Origin of the sequence: Streptomyces sp. NPDC005485, from assembly GCF_040606085.1 — a bacterium.
GTDB lineage: Bacteria > Actinomycetota > Actinomycetes > Streptomycetales > Streptomycetaceae > Streptomyces.
Genome location: NZ_JBEXDZ010000046.1, coordinates 1 through 17,941, shown reverse-complemented (window position 1 = coordinate 17,941; position 17,941 = coordinate 1). Strand labels below are relative to the sequence as shown.

At 71.6% G+C, this 17,941-nt stretch carries 15 protein-coding genes; 10 read left to right on the top strand and 5 right to left on the bottom strand.

All coding sequences use genetic code 11. The features are described 5' to 3' along the window. Positions 1-331: 331 nt before the first annotated feature. The 3 genes from ABZS97_RS17705 to ABZS97_RS17695 are packed head-to-tail and all read left to right on the top strand — an operon-like array spanning position 332 to position 3,314. Entirely contained in the window at positions 332-1,621 is a 1,290-nt protein-coding gene (locus ABZS97_RS17705; protein WP_356138732.1) for a Gfo/Idh/MocA family oxidoreductase, read from the top strand. Beyond that, positions 1,618-2,553 carry a PmoA family protein gene (locus tag ABZS97_RS17700; protein WP_356138730.1) on the top strand — a complete coding sequence of 312 codons (936 nt, stop codon included), beginning with the start codon at positions 1,618-1,620 and terminating at the stop codon, positions 2,551-2,553. Before ABZS97_RS17705 ends, ABZS97_RS17700 begins: the two co-directional genes overlap by 4 nt. After that, entirely contained in the window at positions 2,550-3,314 is a 765-nt protein-coding gene (locus tag ABZS97_RS17695; RefSeq protein ID WP_356138728.1) for a cupin, read from the top strand. The genes ABZS97_RS17700 and ABZS97_RS17695 overlap by 4 nt, the downstream gene beginning before the upstream one ends. Positions 3,315-3,360: 46 nt before the next feature. On the opposite strand, the gene ABZS97_RS17690 is transcribed toward ABZS97_RS17695, so the two are convergent. Further along, positions 3,361-3,822, bottom strand: a complete 462-nt coding sequence (locus ABZS97_RS17690; protein WP_356138726.1) for a helix-turn-helix domain-containing protein — start codon at positions 3,820-3,822, stop codon at positions 3,361-3,363. 122 nt (positions 3,823-3,944) lie between these two features. Between ABZS97_RS17690 and ABZS97_RS17685 the strand changes: the two genes are divergently transcribed. Next, a complete protein-coding gene (locus ABZS97_RS17685) occupies positions 3,945-5,114 on the top strand; it encodes a thiolase family protein (RefSeq protein ID WP_356138724.1) in 1,170 nt (389 codons plus the stop codon). Positions 5,115-5,117: 3 nt separating this feature from the next. On the opposite strand, the gene ABZS97_RS17680 is transcribed toward ABZS97_RS17685, so the two are convergent. Beyond that, positions 5,118-5,915 (bottom strand): VTT domain-containing protein, encoded by a 798-nt coding sequence (locus ABZS97_RS17680; protein WP_356138721.1) that lies wholly within the window; start codon positions 5,913-5,915, stop codon positions 5,118-5,120. Positions 5,916-5,964: 49 nt separating this feature from the next. Between ABZS97_RS17680 and ABZS97_RS17675 the strand changes: the two genes are divergently transcribed. From ABZS97_RS17675 to ABZS97_RS17665, 3 genes are all read left to right on the top strand, one after another. Next, entirely contained in the window at positions 5,965-6,699 is a 735-nt protein-coding gene (locus ABZS97_RS17675) for a DNA alkylation repair protein (RefSeq protein WP_356138719.1), read from the top strand. 380 nt (positions 6,700-7,079) lie between these two features. Continuing rightward, entirely contained in the window at positions 7,080-8,258 is a 1,179-nt protein-coding gene (gene tuf / locus ABZS97_RS17670) for an elongation factor Tu (RefSeq protein ID WP_356138717.1), read from the top strand. Positions 8,259-8,379: 121 nt separating this feature from the next. Then, on the top strand, positions 8,380-9,225 hold the full coding sequence (locus tag ABZS97_RS17665; protein WP_356138715.1) for a fused MFS/spermidine synthase: 846 nt from the start codon (positions 8,380-8,382) through the stop codon (positions 9,223-9,225). Here ABZS97_RS17665 and ABZS97_RS17660 read toward each other — a convergent pair. The 3 genes from ABZS97_RS17660 to ABZS97_RS17650 all read right to left on the bottom strand — a co-directional run bounded on the left by ABZS97_RS17660 (position 9,187) and on the right by ABZS97_RS17650 (position 12,751). Beyond that, the gene (locus ABZS97_RS17660; protein ID WP_356138713.1) at positions 9,187-10,524 is read right to left on the bottom strand and encodes an MFS transporter; all 1,338 of its coding nucleotides are present in this window, start codon (positions 10,522-10,524) and stop codon (positions 9,187-9,189) included. The genes ABZS97_RS17665 and ABZS97_RS17660 overlap by 39 nt on opposite strands. Before the next feature lie 140 nt (positions 10,525-10,664). Continuing rightward, positions 10,665-11,705 carry a hypothetical protein gene (locus tag ABZS97_RS17655; RefSeq protein WP_356138711.1) on the bottom strand — a complete coding sequence of 347 codons (1,041 nt, stop codon included), beginning with the start codon at positions 11,703-11,705 and terminating at the stop codon, positions 10,665-10,667. 65 nt (positions 11,706-11,770) lie between these two features. Beyond that, positions 11,771-12,751 (bottom strand): hypothetical protein, encoded by a 981-nt coding sequence (locus tag ABZS97_RS17650; RefSeq protein WP_356138709.1) that lies wholly within the window; start codon positions 12,749-12,751, stop codon positions 11,771-11,773. An 86-nt stretch (positions 12,752-12,837) separates the two neighbouring features. Between ABZS97_RS17650 and ABZS97_RS17645 the strand changes: the two genes are divergently transcribed. From ABZS97_RS17645 to ABZS97_RS17635, 3 genes are all read left to right on the top strand, one after another. After that, on the top strand, positions 12,838-13,275 hold the full coding sequence (locus tag ABZS97_RS17645; RefSeq protein WP_356138827.1) for a DUF4442 domain-containing protein: 438 nt from the start codon (positions 12,838-12,840) through the stop codon (positions 13,273-13,275). A gap of 575 nt (positions 13,276-13,850) precedes the next feature. Next, a complete protein-coding gene (locus ABZS97_RS17640) occupies positions 13,851-16,328 on the top strand; it encodes a glycoside hydrolase family 3 C-terminal domain-containing protein (protein ID WP_356138707.1) in 2,478 nt (825 codons plus the stop codon). Further along, complete coding sequence (locus ABZS97_RS17635; RefSeq protein WP_356138705.1) at positions 16,325-17,902, top strand: carboxylesterase family protein; 1,578 nt, start codon at positions 16,325-16,327, stop codon at positions 17,900-17,902. The genes ABZS97_RS17640 and ABZS97_RS17635 overlap by 4 nt, the downstream gene beginning before the upstream one ends. The last annotated feature ends 39 nt before the right edge of the window (positions 17,903-17,941 follow it).

The following is a 17,941-nucleotide window of genomic DNA, read 5'->3' as shown; positions in this document are numbered from 1 at the left end:
AGCGGCGAAGGGGGTGGCTGAGGACGCCGACGCAGGCGACGGATACGTGCGGGCGGGCGCGGCGGACCGCGCGCGCGGTGATCAAGTGTGTTGTGGGCAGCGTAGCGCCCTGCTGTGACAGCCCCGCCACAGGGGTTTGGCAGGCGGACACGGGGCAGGCGGGCCCGGCGACGCGCAGCCGGCGCGGCCATGGTGTTGACCAGCGCCGGAGCGACGCATACGTTGCTGCAGAAGAGAAAGCGCTTGCTGTCGCCGGGGTCCCCGGAGTCATCACGCGTTGGCCGACGTCTGACGTCACGTCCTCACGTCCGATGGAGCGTTGATCACGTCCATGAGCACACCCCGCAACGCACCCGGCACCGAGAAGGCCGCCGCGACCCGCCCGGAGACCGCCGCCAACGGACCCGCGACTTCGGCGAACGTCCCCGAGGCCGCGGCGGGCGGCCGTCCCGCGGCGCCGTTCGAGGGCCGCCGCATCCGGGCTGCCATCATCGGCGCGGGCGCCATCGCGCGCGGCTCGCACCTGCCCGCGCTCGCCGCGCTCGCCGACGAGGGCGAGACGGAGATCGTCGCCGCGGTCGACATCGACGGCGACGCGGTGAAGGCGCTCTGCGCGGACGCGGGCATCCCGCACGCGTACACCGACCTGGACCGCATGCTCGAAGAGCAGCGCCCGGACCTGGTCACCATCTGCACGCCGCCGACCCTGCACCGCGCGCAGACCGTCGCCGCGCTGCGCGCCGGCGCCTGGGTGTGGTGCGAGAAGCCGCCCGTGCCGACGCTCGCGGACTTCGACGCCATCGAGGCCGAGGAGGGCCTGGACGGCGGTCCGTACGCGTCGATCGTCTTCCAGCACCGCTTCGGCTCCGGCGCCCGGCACGTGAAGCGCCTGATCGCCGAGGGGGCCATGGGCCGCCCGCTCGTCGTGCACTGTCAGACCACCTGGTACCGCGACACCGCCTATTACGCCGTGCCCTGGCGCGGCCGCTGGGAGACCGAGGGCGGCGGGCCCGCGATGGGGCACGGCATCCACCAGATGGACCTGCTGCTCGATCTGCTGGGGCCGTGGAGCGAGGTGCGGGCCATGGCCGGGCGTCTGGTGCACGACGTGGAGACGGAGGATGTCTCGACGGCCCTGGTCCGCTTCGCGAACGGCGCCCTGGGCACCGTCGTCAACAGCGTCCTGAGCCCGGACGAGGTGAGCCGCATCCGCATCGACTGCGAACGCGCCACCGTCGAGCTGACCCACCTCTACGGACACAGCAACGAGCACTGGCGCATCACCCCGGCGCCGGGAGTGCCGGAGGCGGACGTGGCGGCCTGGCGCGACTTCGGCGCGGATGTGCCGAGCTCGCACCTCGCGCAGCTGCGGGAGCTGGTCGCGAGCATGCGAGTCGGTGAGCGGCCGCGCAGCAGTGGCGCCGACGGCCGCACCAGCCTGGAGCTCATCACCGCCCTCTACAAGTCGGCGTTCACGGACACGACCGTGCGGGCCGGGGACATCGGTCCCGGGGACTCGTACTACGACGCCCTGCACGGAGGTGCGCCGGGCTGGGCGCCCGTGACGTCCGAGGCCACCGGACCCTCCGTGTCCGTGAGTGGGGAGGAGGTGCCGGCATGACCGGTCGCGACGGTCTGCGCATCGTTCACACCCACGGCGAGCGCATCACGATCAGCGATGTCACCACCGGCGTCGAGCTGCTGAGCTACGTGTACCGCCCGGAAGCCGCTTGGGAGGCCCCGAAGCCGTATCTGCATCCGCTGCGGACGCTCTCGGACAACGTGGTCACGGACTACCGGCCCAACGACCACCGTTGGCACAAGGGCCTGCAGATGACGGTCTCGCACCTCTCCGGCCAGAACCTGTGGGGCGGCAACACATACGTTCACGGAAAGGGATATCTCGAACTCCCAGAGCGTGTCGGGTCGATGGCGCACATCGCTTTCGACGAGGTGGAAGCGGCCGACGGCCGCGCCGTCATCGCCGAACGCCTCACCTGGCATCCGTACAACGGTGATCTCTGGGCCGAGGAGGAGCGCCGCATCGAGGTGCACGACGTGGATCCGGAGTCGGGCTCCTGGGCGCTGACGTGGACCTCCGCGGTCACCAACAGGCGTGACGAGCCCCTGCGCTTCGGCAGCCCGACGACGGCGGGCCGGGAGATGGCCGGCTACACGGGCCTGTTCTGGCGCGGCCCGCGCGGCTTCCGGGACGGCCGGGTCATCGGTCCCGAGTCCGAGGGCCCGGAGCTGATGGGGCAGCAGGCGCCGTGGCTCGCCTACTCGGCAGAGCACGACGGCGCCGACGGGCACGCCACGCTCGTCTTCGCGCACGCCCCCGAGAACGACCACACCGGGGCGGCGGGCGCCCACCCGGCCCACTGGTTCGTGCGCAACGAACCGTTCGCCGCCGTCGCCCCCTCGCTCGCCTTCTTCGACGAACTGGAACTCGCACCCGGCGACACGCTCACCCGCCGCTACCGCGTGGTCGTGGCGGAGGGCGCCTGGGAGCGCGAGGACGTCGCCAAGTACCTGGAGGCGCATCCGTGGTGAGCCGGCACGCCGGGGCGGCCGCGCAGGGCGGCCCCGAGGCACCCCGCGGTTTCGCCGGGCTGCCGGGCGCCGTCGCCGTGTCGCACCTGTGCGTGTACGACTGGCCCGCCGCGGACGGTGCGTGCGGGGGAACTCCCCATATGCACCTGACCTGTTCGGAGGCGTACGTCGTCACCGGCGGGCGCGGGGCGGTGCAGACGCTGACCGCCTCCGGCTACGAGGTCACGCCGCTCGCGCCCGGCACGGTCGCCTGGTTCACGCCCGGCACCATCCACCGGCTGGTCAACGAGGACGACCTGCGCATCACGGTCCTCATGCAGAACAACGGGCTCCCCGAGGCGGGCGACGCCGTGCTCACGCTGCCGCCGCCGTACCTGACCGACCCGGAGACCTACGCGGCCGCCACCGTCATCCCGGCCGACGCACCCGAGGCGGAGCAGGAGCGGCTCGCGCGAGCCCGGCGCGACCTCGCCCTGGAGGGTTACCGCGCGCTGCGCGAGGCCGAGGGTCCCGAGCCGCTCGCCGCCTTCCACCGGGCCGCGGCCGCGCTGGTGCGGCCCCGGCTCGGAGCCTGGCGCGAGCGGTGGCACCACGGCGCCGAGGCCGCCGCCGCGGCCACGGGCGAGCAGCTCGACCGTCTGGAGCGAGGCGACACCTCCCACCTCGCGGACGCCGTCGTACGGGCCGAACAGCCGTCCACGCACGGCCGGTTCGGGATGTGCGGCCGACTGGACGTCTACCAGGGGACGTTCCATCCGTAGACGTGCCACCGCTGCGACGTGGGTGCCGGTCTCCTGACCGACCCCCCTACGCCGCCGCCGGCCCCGTAGCTGTCCAGCCCGGGGACTGCGGGTGGGCGGTCAGGTCGTGGTGTTCGACCTTCTGGCCGCATTCGGGGCAGACGACCTGGGGGACCAGCTCGTGCCCGCAGGTGTGCTCCAGGACCATCGGCCGGAAGTCCCCCTCCTGGAGATGCCGGTCGCCCCATGCCATCAGTGTGAGCAGCACCGGCTCCAGCTCCAGGCCTGCCGGGGTGGGCCGGTACTCGTAGCGAGTGGGGCGCTCGCTGTACTCGACCTTTTCCAGGATGCCGGCCTCGACGAGCCGTTTCAGGCGGGCGGTCAGTACGTCGCGCGGGGCGCCGATGTTGCGTACGAGCTGGTCGAAGCGGGTGGCGCCGAGCGTCACCTCGCGCAGGACGAGCAGGGAGTACTTCTCGCCGACGAGGGCGAGCGTCGCGGCGATGGAGCAGGGGCGGGCGTCCTTCATGACATCAGTCTAGGGGGTGGGTTGGCTCTTCCAACTCACCATGTTACTGTCGGGTCACTTAGCGGGTTTGGAATCCAAACTTGATAGCCGGAACGGACCTGCACGGACCTGAGAGGCATCCCATGCGTGACGCTGTGATCGTCGAAGCCGTACGCACTCCCATCGGCAAGGGCAAGCCGAACGGCACCCTCGCCCATGTCCACCCCGTCGAACTCCTCGCCCACACCCTGCGCAGCCTCGTCGAGCGCTCCGGGATCGACCCGGCCCTCATCGACGACGTCATCGGCGGCACGGTCGACCAGGTCGGCGAGCAGGCCATGAACACCACCCGCTACGCCGTGCTGTCCGCGGGCTTCCCCGACACGGTGCCCGCGACCACGGTGGACCGCCAGTGCGGCTCCTCCCAACAGGCCGTGCACTTCGCGGCGCAGGGCGTCCAGTCCGGCGCGTACGACATCGTCGTGGCCTGCGGTGTGGAGTCGATGAGCCGCGTACCGATGTGGTCGAACGTGCCCGCGGGCAAGGACCCGTTCGGACCCGGCGTCGCCGAGCGCTACCCGGAGGGCCTGGTACCGCAGGGCGTCAGCGCCGAGCTCATCGCCGCCAAGTGGGGCATCTCCCGCGAGCGGATGGACGCCTTCGCGGTCAGCTCGCACCAGAAGGCGGCCGCGGCCTGGAACAACGGGCTGTTCGACGCCGAGGTCGCCCCCCTGGAGGGCGTGACACGCGACGAGTGCGTCCGGCCCGCCAGCACCACCGAGATACTCGCCGGCCTCAAGCCCGCCTACTACGACCCGGCCTTCGGCGAGCGCTTCCCGCAGATCGACTGGTCCGTCACGGCGGGCAACGCGAGCCCGATCAACGACGGCGCCTCAGCCGTACTCATCATGTCGAGCGAGACCGCGGACCGCCTGGGCCTGCGCCCGATCGCCCGGCTGCACAGCTTCGCCGTCACCGGATCCGACCCCGTGCTCATGCTGACCGGCGTCATCCCCGCCACCGACAAGGTGCTCCGCAAGGCGGGCCTCACCATCGACGACATCGACCTCTTCGAGGTGAACGAGGCGTTCTCCAGCGTCGTCCTGTCCTGGCAGCAGGAGACCGGCGCCGACCTGGCCAAGGTCAACGTGCACGGCGGCGCCATAGCCCTCGGCCACCCGCTCGGCGCGAGCGGCACCCGGCTGACCACCACCCTCGTCCACGCGATGCGCGCACGCGGCGCCCGCTACGCCCTGCAGACGATGTGCGAGGCGGGCGGACTCGCCAACGCGATGGTGCTGGAAGCGGTGTAGCAGTCAGTGGCCGCGCAGGTGGTGGCGCTTCCGCCAGGCCACCACCGCCCCGATCAGGGCCGGCAGCGCGATGAAGCCCATCGCGATCAGGAAGGCCGGTGACGTCGGTGCCGAGGCCCGGGCGCCGGCGACGGCGTACGCGGCCGTGTTCGGGATCGACCCCAGGGCCGTGGCCAGGAGGAACGGCAGCCAGCCCATGCGGGAGACGGCCGCGCAGTAGTTGGCTGCCCAGAAGGGCACACCCGGGAAGAGGCGGGCCACCATCATCGAGCGGAAGCCGTGGCGGCTGAGCTGCCCGTCCGCGGCCTTCAGCCAGCGGCCGCGCAGCAGCGGGCGCAGCGCGTCCTGCCCGAGGATGCGGCCGAGCCCGAAGGCGACGCCCGCCCCGAGCACCGTGCCCGCGAGGGCGGTTCCGAGGCCCAGCTGGGAGCCGAACAGGGCGCCCGCGGCGAGGTTGAGAAGCGGCCGGGGCACGAACGCGACCGTGCACAGCCCGTACGCCACCGCGAACACCGCGGCCGCCGCGCCTCCGCCGAGCTGCGGTGGCCAGCCGTCGGAGAGCACACGCTGCGGATGGAACAGCAGCACGCCCGACGCGGCCGCCGCGAGCAGCACCACGAGCAGCGACAGTCTCGACCACGGAGACAGCAGGACTCTGGTGCAGCGGGCGGTCAGGCCCGTGCGCGTGGCGACGGCGAACTCCGCAGCGAGGTCGAGTTCCGCGGAGATGGCGAGCTGCGTGGTGGCGGCCGTGGGGACGGTCGTGGCGGTGCCCCCAGAGCGGGTGGTGGCATCGAGCATCCGGTGACACTAACCGACCAATGTGTGTGGGCGCCGTATGGTTCGTCTCATGGGCGTCACAGCTTCGGGTACGTCGGGTGTGCGGTTCGAGATGCCGGACAGCGCACTCGCCGACACCGTGCTGGAGCGGCTCACCGCCACCTACGCCGCCGCTGCCGATCCGCGGCGGGCCGCGTCGATGCAGGCGTACATGAAGGACATCGCGCCCTTCCTCGGTCTGACCACGCCCGAGCGCCGTGCCCTGTCACGCGTCGTCGTGGACGGCACACCCCGCCCCGGCGAGGCGGACTGCACGGCGCTCGCGCTGCGCTGCTGGCAGCTGCCGGAGCGCGAGTACCAGTACTTCGCCGTGGACTACCTGCGCCGCCATGTGAAGCGGCTGTCGTCCGGTTTTCTGCCGGTGGCACGCCATCTCGTCTCCACGGTCTCCTGGTGGGACACCGTCGATCTGCTCGCCTGCCACGTAGTGGGAGGCCTGGTGACCGCCGATCCCGCGCTGAAGGCCGACATGGACGCGTGGATCGAGGACGACGACCTGTGGGTGGCCCGCACCGCCCTGCTCCACCAGCTCCGCTACAAGGACGCGACGGACACGGAGCGGCTCTTCGCCTACTGCCTGTGCCGCTCCGGGCACCCCGACTTCTTCATCCGCAAGGCGATCGGCTGGTGTCTGCGCGAGTACGCCAAGACGGATCCGGACGCGGTACGCGGCTTCGTCGCGCAGCAGCGGGGACGCCTCTCGCCGCTGTCGGTGCGTGAGGCGCTCAAGAACATCGGGCCCTGACGCTTCACGCGCCGATCCCTGACACTCCACGCGTCAACCCTCACTCATCACAACACCAGCCCCTGGCGCACCACCCGAAACACCCGCTCAGCGGCGCGAAAAACCATTCGACGTGGGCAGATCCGTCGGCGATGATCGCGTCATGTTCCGGTACGCCTTCCTCCTCGCAGCATCCGCAGTCGCGGATGCGCCGAAGGCTGCCGTCCCGATCATCGCGGCCGCCGTCGACGGCGCCCGAAGCTGACCCTTCCCGGATCGTCCGGCGGACCCCGCAGGGGGAGGGTCGGCAAGTCCTTGGGGTCCCCGTCCCGGCCGCTTCGCGCCGGGGCCATCACTCAGTCACAGTTCCGCTGACACTGAAGAGGCTTCGAGGTACAGCCATGCCCAAGACGGCTTACGTGCGCACCAAACCACACCTGAACATCGGCACCATGGGTCACGTCGACCACGGGAAGACCACCCTGACCGCCGCCATCACCAAGGTCCTCGCCGAGCGGGGCTCCGGCGGCAGCACCCGATACGTACCGTTCGACCGCATCGACCGTGCGCCGGAGGAGAGCGCCCGCGGCATCACCATCAACATCGCGCACGTCGAGTACGAGACAGACACCCGGCACTACGCGCACGTGGACATGCCGGGCCACGCCGACTACGTCAAGAACATGGTCACCGGCGCGGCCCAGCTCGACGGGGCCATCCTCGTCGTGTCCGCGCTGGACGGGATCATGCCGCAGACCGCCGAGCACGTGCTGCTCGCCCGCCAGGTGGGCGTCGACCACATCGTCGTCGCCCTCAACAAGGCCGACGCGGGCGACGAGGAGCTCAGCGACCTCGTCGAGCTGGAGGTCCGCGAACTGCTCACCGCGCACGGGTACGGGGGCGACTCCGTACCGGTCGTCCGGGTCTCCGGGCTCAAGGCCCTGGAGGGCGACGCCCGTTGGACCGCGGCGATCGACGCGCTGCTGGACGCGGTGGACACGTACGTACCGATGCCCGAGCGGTATCTGGACGCGCCGTTCCTGTTGCCGGTCGAGAACGTGCTCACGATCACCGGCCGCGGGACGGTGGTCACGGGTGCCGTCGAGCGCGGCACGATCCGGGTCGGCGACCGGGTCGAAGTGCTCGGCGCGGGTGTCGACACGGTCGTCACCGGCCTGGAGACCTTCGGCAAGCCGATGGACGAGGCGCAGGCCGGCGACAACGTGGCGCTGCTGCTGCGGGGCGTGCCCCGCGACGCGGTGCGGCGCGGACACGTCGTCGCGGCACCCGACAGCGTCGTACCCAGTCGGCGCTTCTCGGCGCAGGTGTACGTCCTGTCGACCCGTGAGGGCGGCCGTACGACACCGGTCTCCACCGGGTACCGGCCGCAGTTCTACATCCGCACGGCGGACGTGGTGGGCGATGTCGACCTCGGTGAGACGGCCGTTGCCCGCCCCGGCGACACCGTCACGATGACGGTGGAGCTCGGCCGCGACGTGCCGTTGGAGGCCGGCCTCGGTTTCGCCATCCGCGAGGGCGGGCGCACCGTCGGCGCGGGGACGGTCACGGCCGTCGGCTGACGGTTCCGAGGAGCGGGGACTGAGGAGTGCGGGGGATCGCGGGGCGGCTGTGGCCGTTCACGCGGTCCCCCGCACTCGGTGCCGGGCGACCGGTGCCCCGCCGTTCCCCCACAATGGATGGGTGGACGAGCCGATACCCGTGACACGGGCCGTGGATCACGGGACCGCCAAGCTGATGCCGGACGTGGACCGCAAGCGCGCGTGGCTGCTGACGGTCGACGGAGCGCCGCAGTCGTACGTCGACCTGGACGCGCCGACGCATCTGGAGTTCGAGTACGCGCGGCGGCTGGGGCATGTCCTGGACACGGTCGGGGAGCCGGGCCGCGCCCTGGATGTGCTGCATCTCGGCGGGGGCGCGCTGACGCTGCCCCGCTATGTCGCGGCGACCCGGCCCGGCTCGCGGCAGGACGTCGTCGAAGCCGACCGCGGGCTGCTCGCCCTCGTCGCCGAGCACCTTCCCGTGCCGGACGACGCGGGGATCACGCTGCATCCCGCGGACGCCCGCACCTGGCTGGAAGCCGCCCCCGCGGACTCGGCCGACATCCTGATCGCGGACGTCTTCGGCGGCTCGCGCGTCCCCGCGCACCTGACCACCGTGGCGTACGCGGCCGCCGCCGAACGGGTCCTGCGCCCCGACGGCGTCTACCTGGCCAACCTCGCCGACGCCGCGCCCTTCGCCTTCCTGCGCTCCCAACTCGCCACGTTCTCCACGGTGTTCGAGGAGCTGGCCGTCATCGCCGAACCGGGTGTACTGCGCGGGCGTCGCTTCGGCAACGCGGTGCTGCTGGCCTCCCACCGCCCCCTCGACACGGCTGTCCTGGCTCGCCGCACCGCCTCCGACGCCTTTCCCGCGCGCGTCGAACACGGCGCCGCACTGCGGGAGTTCATGGGCGCTGCCACACCCGTGCACGACGAGAACGCGGTCCCCTCACCCGAGCCCCCCGACGGCTCCTTCACCATCGGCTGACCCGCGCTTGTCGGCGGCCGGCCCGCCCTCGACCTCAGGCAGCGGAGTCCGCTTGGTCACGGCTCTGGTCCGACGCGTCAGGTTCCGTACGTCCGGCACGCACAGCACCGCCGCCGTGACCACCACGACCAGCGTGGCGCAGCCCCACAGCGAAACGGTACGCCCGAAGGCCTCCTCCGCCGGGCCCGCCAGCGCCAGCGCCAGCGGCGTCATCGCGATCGAGCCGAACCAGTCGTACGCCGAGACGCGCGAGAGCATGTCCTCGGGGATCTCCTGATGCAGCGCCGTCATCCATGAAACGCCGAACACCTCGATCGCCAGGCCGCTGAGGAACATCACGGCGTACAGCGCGCCGACCGGTACGGGCACGGCGAGCGCGGCGGCCGGGAGGGCGAGCGGGAAGACGCACAGGGTGCCGGCGAGCAGCAGGCGGCGCGGTTTCCAGCGCATCATCAGCAGGGCGCCGCCGACGGTTCCGACACCGAACGCACCGAGGGCCAGACCCCAAGGGCCCGGGCCGCCGAGACTGTCGCGGGCGACGAGGGGGCCGTAGACCGATTCGGCGGCGCCGACGACCGCCACCACGACGGCGAACTGCGCGACGATCGACCACAGCCACGTCCGCCCGATGAACTCCTGCCAGCCGTCGCGGAGATCGGCGAGCAGACCGCCGCCCGGGGCGCGCGGCGGTATGTGACTGACGTCGAGGAAGGACCGCAGGGACGCGGCGAGGGCGAACGCTGCCGCGTCGACGGCGAGCACCCAGCCGGGGCCGATCACGGCCACCAGCGCGCCGCCCAGGGCCGCTCCGCCGAGGCCGGCGCCCTGGGTCGCCATCCGGAACAGTGCGAAGGCGCGGCTTGCCTGCTCGCCCTCGACGGAGGACATCAGCATGCCCTCGGCCGCCGGGTTGAAGAACGCCTGGCCGGTGCCGCCGAGGCCGCTGAGCAGCATCATCTGCCACAGCTGCGCCTCCCCGCTGATGACGAGGGCCGCGAAGGATGCCTGCGAGAGGCAGTTGAGGGTGTTGGCCGCGACCATCACCCGATGGCGCGGCAGGCGGTCCGCGACGGCGCCGCCGATCAGCAGGAACAGCACCAGGGGCAGCGTCCGCGCCGCCGCCACCAGGCCGACGTCCCCTCCGTCGCCGCCCGCGTCGAGCACGGCGAACGCCGAGGCGATCAGCGCGCCCTGGCTGCCCAGGTTCGTGGCGATCGCGGCGGCGGTGAGCAGGGTGTAGTTGCGGCCCGCCCAGGACGGGCGGCGGGAGGGTCGGTCGGAGGCGGCGGCTGGAGTCACCGGGTGACTATCGCCGCCGACCGCCCGACTTGCCAAACGCTTTCTACGAATTCAGGAAGGGCTCCCGCGGCCCGTCCGAACGCCGCCGGGGCCCCCGGCCGGACCGCACCGGCCGCACCCGGGAGTTCTCGGCGCGCGGTTCAGGACTCCTCGGGGTCACCGTGCAGACGGACCGTGCTGAGGATCTTCTTGACCGTGGCGTCCGGCACTTCCTCGCTGACGCCCTTGGCCCCGTAGAACGTCCAGGACACGAAGTCACCGTCGGAGTTCTTGAAGGCGAACGTGGTCGCCTTGCCGTCGGAGTCGCACTTGCCCTTCTTGGGGACACCCGAGGAGTACGTCGTCGCGACGCTGCCCTCGACGCCCGAGGCCGTCGTGTACGCCTTCGGCTTGCCGATGGTGAGCAGCTTCTTCGAGGCGTTCTTCTGGTCCGTGTACCCGCCGAAGACCCACCACGCCGAGTCGTTGCGCGCGATGTCGCTGGTGTTCTTGGCGCCGCTCTGCCCCTTGGAGCCCGCGGCGGCCAGCGCCGAGCTCTCCTTGTGGCCGTCCTTGTCCTCGTCGGACGTGCACCACTCCTCCTTGAGGAAGGCGGGCGCGGACATGCCGATGATCGTGGAGGTGTCGTCCTTGTTCTTGTCGTCGAAGCCGATGAACGTGCCGGACGACAGCACCTCCCAGTCCGCCGGAACGTCGAACGCCGTACCCCACTTGGGATTCACGACGACCTTCCAGCCGGCGATCGTCGGCTTCTCCTCCTCGTCGCTGCCGCGCGGGTTGTCGTCACCGCTGGAGCTGGGACTCGCGGACGTGGAGACCGACGGCTTGGCGGATTTGGACGGGTCACCGCCCGCCTCCTTGTCCTTGTCGCCGCCCAGGACGAGATAGCCGGTGACGCCGGCCGCGATCACCACGGCCGAGGCCGCGACGATCGCGGTGATCTTCGTCTTGTTCCCGCCGCCGCCCCCACCGGTGCCGCCACCGGGCGCCTGGGGCGCCCCGAGCGGCTCCCCCGGGGCTCCCCACTGTGGCTGCTGCCCATACGTGTTGGGCTGCTGGTAACCCGGCTGTTGGTACCCGGGCTGCTGGTACGGGTTCGGCTGCTGGTACCCCGGCTGCTGGTAGGGATTCTGGTCCTGCGGGTTCTGCTCGCCCCCGGGCGGCTGCTGTCCTGGCCACATGGGCAGTAAGAGTAGTGCCGCGTGTGACACGTTTCGGTCACTGGACCTCGTCAGACATGTACCGGTCAGGAGTCTGACGGAACGTCGTACAGACGTATGGTGCCGAGGATCTTCTGCACGGTCGTGTCCGGTACCTCCTCGGATACGCCCTTGGCACCGACGAACGACCACGACACGATGTCGCCCGAGGGGTTCTTGAAGGCGAAGGTGGTGGCCTTCCCGTCGCTGTCACACTTTTGCTGTTTCTTCACACCGGACGACGAGGCGGTGGCCAAAGCGCCCTTGATGCCGGAATTCGTCGTGTACGACTTCACCGCAGCGGACTTGACCAGTTTCTTGTCGGGCTGGGTGTACGCGCCGTAGACCCAGGTCCGCGCGTCCTCGCGGGCGGCGTCCTCGGGGCTCTTCGCTCCGTCGTTGCCCCGGGTGCCGGCGTCGGCGAGCTCCGTGTAGTCGGTGCTGCCGTTCTTGTCCTCGTCGGAGCCGCACCACTTCTCCTTGAGGATGGCGGGGGCCTTCATCGCGATCAGCGGCTTGTCCTGCGGGTCGTCCTCCTTCGACACGTACGTGACCCAGCCGGTCGACCTCAGCGCCCACTCGGCGGGTACGTCGAAAGCGATACCGCGATCGGGGTTCAGAACGGTCTTCCAGCCCGCGATCGTCGGCTTCACGTCGCCGCCGGACCGGCGCGGATTGCTGGTCGGACTCGACTGCTGGGACGCGGACTTGGTCGGCCCGGGATCGGCCCCGTCGTCCTTCCCGCCGCCGAGCACCGCGTAGCCGGTCACGCCCGCGGCGATCACGACGGCCGCGGCCGCGGTGATCGCGACGATCTTCGTCCGGCGTCCGCCGTCGCCCGGCGGGGGAACAGGTGCGCCCGCCGTCACGGTCGGGGCGTTCCACGGCGCGGGCGGTTGCTGCTGGGCATATGGATTCTGCTGCTGGTATCCCGGCTGCTGATAGGGATTCGGCTGACCGCCGACTCCGGCGTTCTGCGGATGCTGCGCGTTCTGCTCGCCCCCGGGCGGCTGCTCTCCTGGCCACATGGGGCGCAACGATACGACGATCACGTACCGGCGCTGGTCAAAAATTGCTACTCGTGGGTAACATTCGACGCATGAGCGCAGACCAGATGTCGATCGGCGAGATGCTTGCCGCCACGGTTCCCATGGCCCGGACCCTGAACCTCGAGTTCGTGGAGACCAGCCCGGAGAAGGCCGTGGTGGCGCTGCCCGACCAGGGTGAGTTCCACAACCACGTCGGCGGCCCGCACGCCGGAGCGATGTTCACGCTGGGCGAGTCGGCCAGTGGTGCCATCGTCCTCGCCGCGTTCGGTGACCAGCTCTCGCGTGCCGTACCGCTCGCCGTCAGCGCCGAGATCGCCTACAAGAAGCTCGCGATGGGCCCCGTGACGGCCACCGCGACGCTCGGCCGCCCGGCCACCGAGGTCGTCGCCGAACTCGACGCCGGCCTGCGCCCCGAGTTCCCCGTGGCCATCGCCATTCAGCGCGCGGACGGCGCCGTGACCGGCGAGATGACCGTCGTCTGGACACTCCGCCCGAACGGCTGAGCCCCGCCCGGGCCTTGGCCCCGAGCCCGAGCCCTGCCCTCGAACGCCGCACCCCGAGCCCGAGCCCGGGGTGCGCGGCGTTGTGTCGGCGCCGTGCTGCCGGACCTTCCCGGGTCGGCGCGGGGCGCCCCACCGACCGGTGTGCGGTTGAGGTCGTCGTGCTGCTGGACGCGGCGCGAGCGACTGTTCCCAGCGGTCGTCGTACGAGGCAGCCGTTGAGGCGCCTGTCCTCCCTCTCCTGCCCACGGCCTTCCCGTGGCGGCCCTGTGCGCGCCGCTGCAGCGACCGCTGATCGCCGCCTCGCCTCCGCCGGCGACGCCTGCCTGCCGCGCCCTTCGGCGTCCACGGCAACCCACCGCACCCCTTCGGGTCTTGTCGCCCCCGCACTGTTTTCTGTTCACTTCATTGACACGAGTCACCAGTGGTCATAGTTTTCGCGCCGTACCCGTGGTGCCTGATGGCTCGTCAAGTCGGCTCTGGCGCATAGTGCGTTCAAGGGCCGAACGCGGCTGCCGTTGGCACGTGTACATGCGGTCCCACAACGACGTGCCCGCGCACCGAAGGAGTGACGGCTCATGTCCGACACTGTGTCCCGGCGATCGGCCCTGCGTCTGCTGGGCGGCGCGATCGCGGTCGCCGCGGCGGCCACCTCCGGCCTCACGCCCCCCGCGCACGCGGCAGCCCTCGACAGACAGAACCCCTCCATGGGTCCACGTGTAGAGGGTTTGGTCAGCAAACTCACCCTCGACGAGAAGATCTCCCTGCTGCACGGCGCCACCGACCCCGACTCACTCGGTCAGGCCGGATACGTGCCCGGCGTGCCCCGTCTTTCCATTCCCCCGCTCCGCCTCGCCGACGGACCGGCCGGCGTCCGCGTCACCCGGCACGCCACCGCGCTGCCCGCCCCTGTCCTGCTCGCCTCCGCGTTCGACCCGGGCCTCGCCCGCCGCTACGGCCGGGTCATCGGCCGCGAGGGCCGCGCCCTGGGCCAGGACGTCCTCCTCTCCCCGATGGTCAACCTCATCCGCACCCCGTACGGCGGCCGCAACTTCGAGACGTTCAGCGAGGACCCGCTGCTCGCCTCCGACCTGGTCGCCGCCGAGATCAAGGGCATCCAGGGCGAGGGGCTCATCGCCACCGTCAAGCACTTCGCCATGAACAACCAGGAGAAGGACCGCATGTCCATCGACGTGCGGGTCGACGAGCGGACGATGCACGAGGTCGAACTGCGTGGCTTCGCCGCGGCCGTCGCCGCCCGTACCGGCGCGGTCATGGGCGCGTACAACAAGGTCAACGGCACCTTCGCCTGCGAGAACGAGAAGCTGCTCACCGGCATCCTGCGGGAGGAGTGGGGCTTCGAGGGCTGGGTGATGACCGACTGGTTCGCCGCCCACAGCACGGTCGCGGCGATCACCGCGGGGCTCGACATGGAGATGCCGGGCGGGATCCACTTTGACGCCGCGCTGAAGAAGGCCGTCCAGGACGGCAGCGTTCCGGTGAGGTACGTCGACCGTGCCGTGCGCCGCATCCTCGCGGTGATGGACCGCTTCGGCCTCCTCGACGGCAGCGTCCCGCCCCGCCCGGAGCGCGACCCGAAGGCGGGCGCGGCCGTGGCCCTGGAGGTCGCGAAGGCGGGCGCCACCCTGCTGCGCAACGAGCACCACGCGCTGCCCCTGACCGGAGCCGCCGCCCGCAGCATCGCCGTCGTCGGCCCCACCGGCGCCCTCCCGTTCGTCAGCGGCGGCGGCAGCGCCCACGTCGTGCCCGACCATGCCGACAGCCCGCTCGACGCCCTCACCTCCCGCGCGGGACACGGCGCGCACGTCTCCTACGCCCTCGGCGAGGACCTCTTCGGCAAGACGATCCCCGCGGGTGCGCTGAGCCCCGCCTTCCCGACCGAGGGCCAGGACGTCGGCGCGGGCAGGACCTGGACGTACGACGGGACGCTCACGGCCGAGGACGCCGACGAGTGGACCCTTGTCATCCATTACTCGGGCGAACGCCCCAAGGTGCTCCTCGACGGCGAGGACCTCTTCCCCGTACTGCCCGGATACGGCGAGTACTTCTCCGGCGGCCTCGTCTCCGCGGCCCCCGACGGACTGGCCGTGCGCCGCAAGGTGCTCGACCTCGCCAAGGGTGCCCACACGCTGCAGATCACCGCGAAGGGCGGCGACGGCGGACAGCTGTTCCGGCTGCGCCGCATCACCGGTGCGACCCGCGCACAGGACGTCGCCCAGGCGGTGAAGGCCGCGCGCGCCGCCCACAGTGTCGTCCTGTTCGCCTACGAGGACGCCACCGAGGGTCTCGACCGCACGACGATCGCGCTCCCCGGTCACCAGGCCCCGCTGATCGAGGCGGTGACGGCGGCCAACCCCCGCACCACCGTCGTCCTCAACACCTCGTCGTCGATCTCGATGCCGTGGCTGCACCGCACGGCCGCCGTGCTCCAGATGTACTACCCGGGCCAGGAGGGCGCGGCCGCCACCGCCGCCGTCCTGTTCGGCGACTGCGACCCGGGCGGGCGGCTCACCCAGTCCTTCGCGGCCGACGACGCGCACCACCCCGTCGCCGGTGATCCCCGCCGCTACCCCGGCGTCGACGGCACCGAGCAGTACTCGGAGGGCATCCACGCCGGATACCGCTGGTACGACGCCGAAGGTGTGCGCCCGCTGTTCCCCTTCGGCCACGGACTCTCGTACACCTCCTTCTCCTACGACGACCTGCGGGTGCGCCGGCACAAGGGCGGCCTCGACGTGTCCTTCAGCGTCCGCAACACCGGGAGACGCGAGGGCATCGAGGTGGCGCAGGTCTATGTCGGCCCGTCGCCGGATCTCCGACTCGACCAGCCTGTACGGGTCTTGGGAGGCTACGAGAGGCTTTCCCTGCGGGCGGGGGAGCGGCGCCGGATCACCGTGCGCGTGGAGCAGAGCACCCTCTCGTCCTGGGACGTCAAACGGCACCGCTGGGTGCTCGGCACCGGGCGGCGCACCGTGTGGATCGGGGCCTCCTCGCGCGATCTGCGGCTTCGCACGAACGCGGAGGTGTTCGCGTGATCCGCCGACTCGCCATCGCACTCATAGCCCTCGCCACCGTCCTCGCCGCCCCCGTGCCCGCACAGGCCGCGAAGCACAGCGACCCCGTCGTACGCACCGGCGCGGGCCTCGTGCGCGGCGAAAGCACCACCGAGGGGCGGCAGTTCCTCGGCATCCCGTACGCGCAGCCGCCCGTCGGGAACCTGCGCTGGAGGAACCCCCGCCCCGTCGAACCGTGGCAAGGAGTGCGCACCGCACAGGACTTCGGCAACCGCTGCGTACAGACGTCGAGTTGGGACCCCGGCTACGAGCAGCCCAGTCACACCGAGGACTGCCTCGACCTCAATGTGTACGCCCCCCCGGGCGCCGGTAGCCGTCCGGTGATGGTCTGGCTGCACGGCGGGGGCCTCACCGCGGGCGCGGGCGAGGACGTCGTGCCCGACACCTTCGCGCGGCAGACCGGCGCGGTCGTCGTCACCGTCAACTACCGCCTCGGCGCGATGGGGTTCCTCGCCACCGACGGACTCGACGACGAGACACGCGACGGCGTCTCCGGCAACTTCGGCATGCTCGACCAGCAGGCCGCGCTGCGCTGGGTGCGCACCAACATCGGCCGCTTCGGCGGCGATCCGGGCCGCGTGACCATCGCCGGCGAGTCCGCGGGCGGCCGTTCGGTCTGCACCCAGATGGCCTCGCCGACCTCGAAGGGCCTGTACCGCGCCGGAATCATCGAGAGCGGCGCCTACGGGGACTGCGCCGCACGCGAGCACGCCCAGGCCGTCGCCGACGGTGCGGACTTCGCGCGGAAGGCGGGCTGCCCCGACCGGAAAACCGCCCCGGCGTGCCTGCGCGGCAAGTCGTCCGCGGAGATCCTCGCGGCCCAGTCCGACTTCGACTGGGGACCGGTCGTCGGCGGCACCTTCCTGCCCCGGCAGCCGTCCGAGGCGTACGCCGCAGGGGCCGCCGCGCACGTCCCCGTACTGAACGGGGCGAACGAGGACGAGGGCCGGCTGTTCGCGTTCAGCGCGTTCGACGGGGCAGGTGCGCCGCTCCCGGCCGACCGCTATCCGTCCGTGCTCAAGGCCGTCTTCGGCGCAGACCTCGGCGAGCGGGTGCTACGGCGCTACCCGCTGTCCGCCTACCCGTCCCCGACCATCGCGTACGGCACGGCGTTCGGCGACTACCTCATGGCGTGCACGGCACTGCGCCTCGACGGCGTGCTCGCCCACCGCGGCCCGGTCTACTCGTACGAGTTCGCCGACCGCACCTCGCCGCCCTTCGCGTCCCTGCGCAACCTGCACACGGACTTCGATTTCGGCGCGACCCATGTCAACGAGGTGCAGTACCTCTTCAAGCACTTCGGGCTCGCCACCCCGCTGGACGCGGAGCAGCGGGTGCTGTCGCGGCAGCTGGTGCAGTACTGGGGCAGCTTCGTCCGCGGCGGCGCTCCGCGCGCCGACGGCCAGCCCGCCATGCCGGACCGGCCCGGGCGCGTCCTCTCCCTGAAGACCGCCTCCGCGGGCGGGAACACCGTGAGCACCTCTGTCCACCACGAGCACCGGTGCGACCTCTGGGACTCCGCTCCGCGGAGCTGAGCGGGTAGGCTGCCCGGCGTGCGCCCAGGGGGGAGCGCA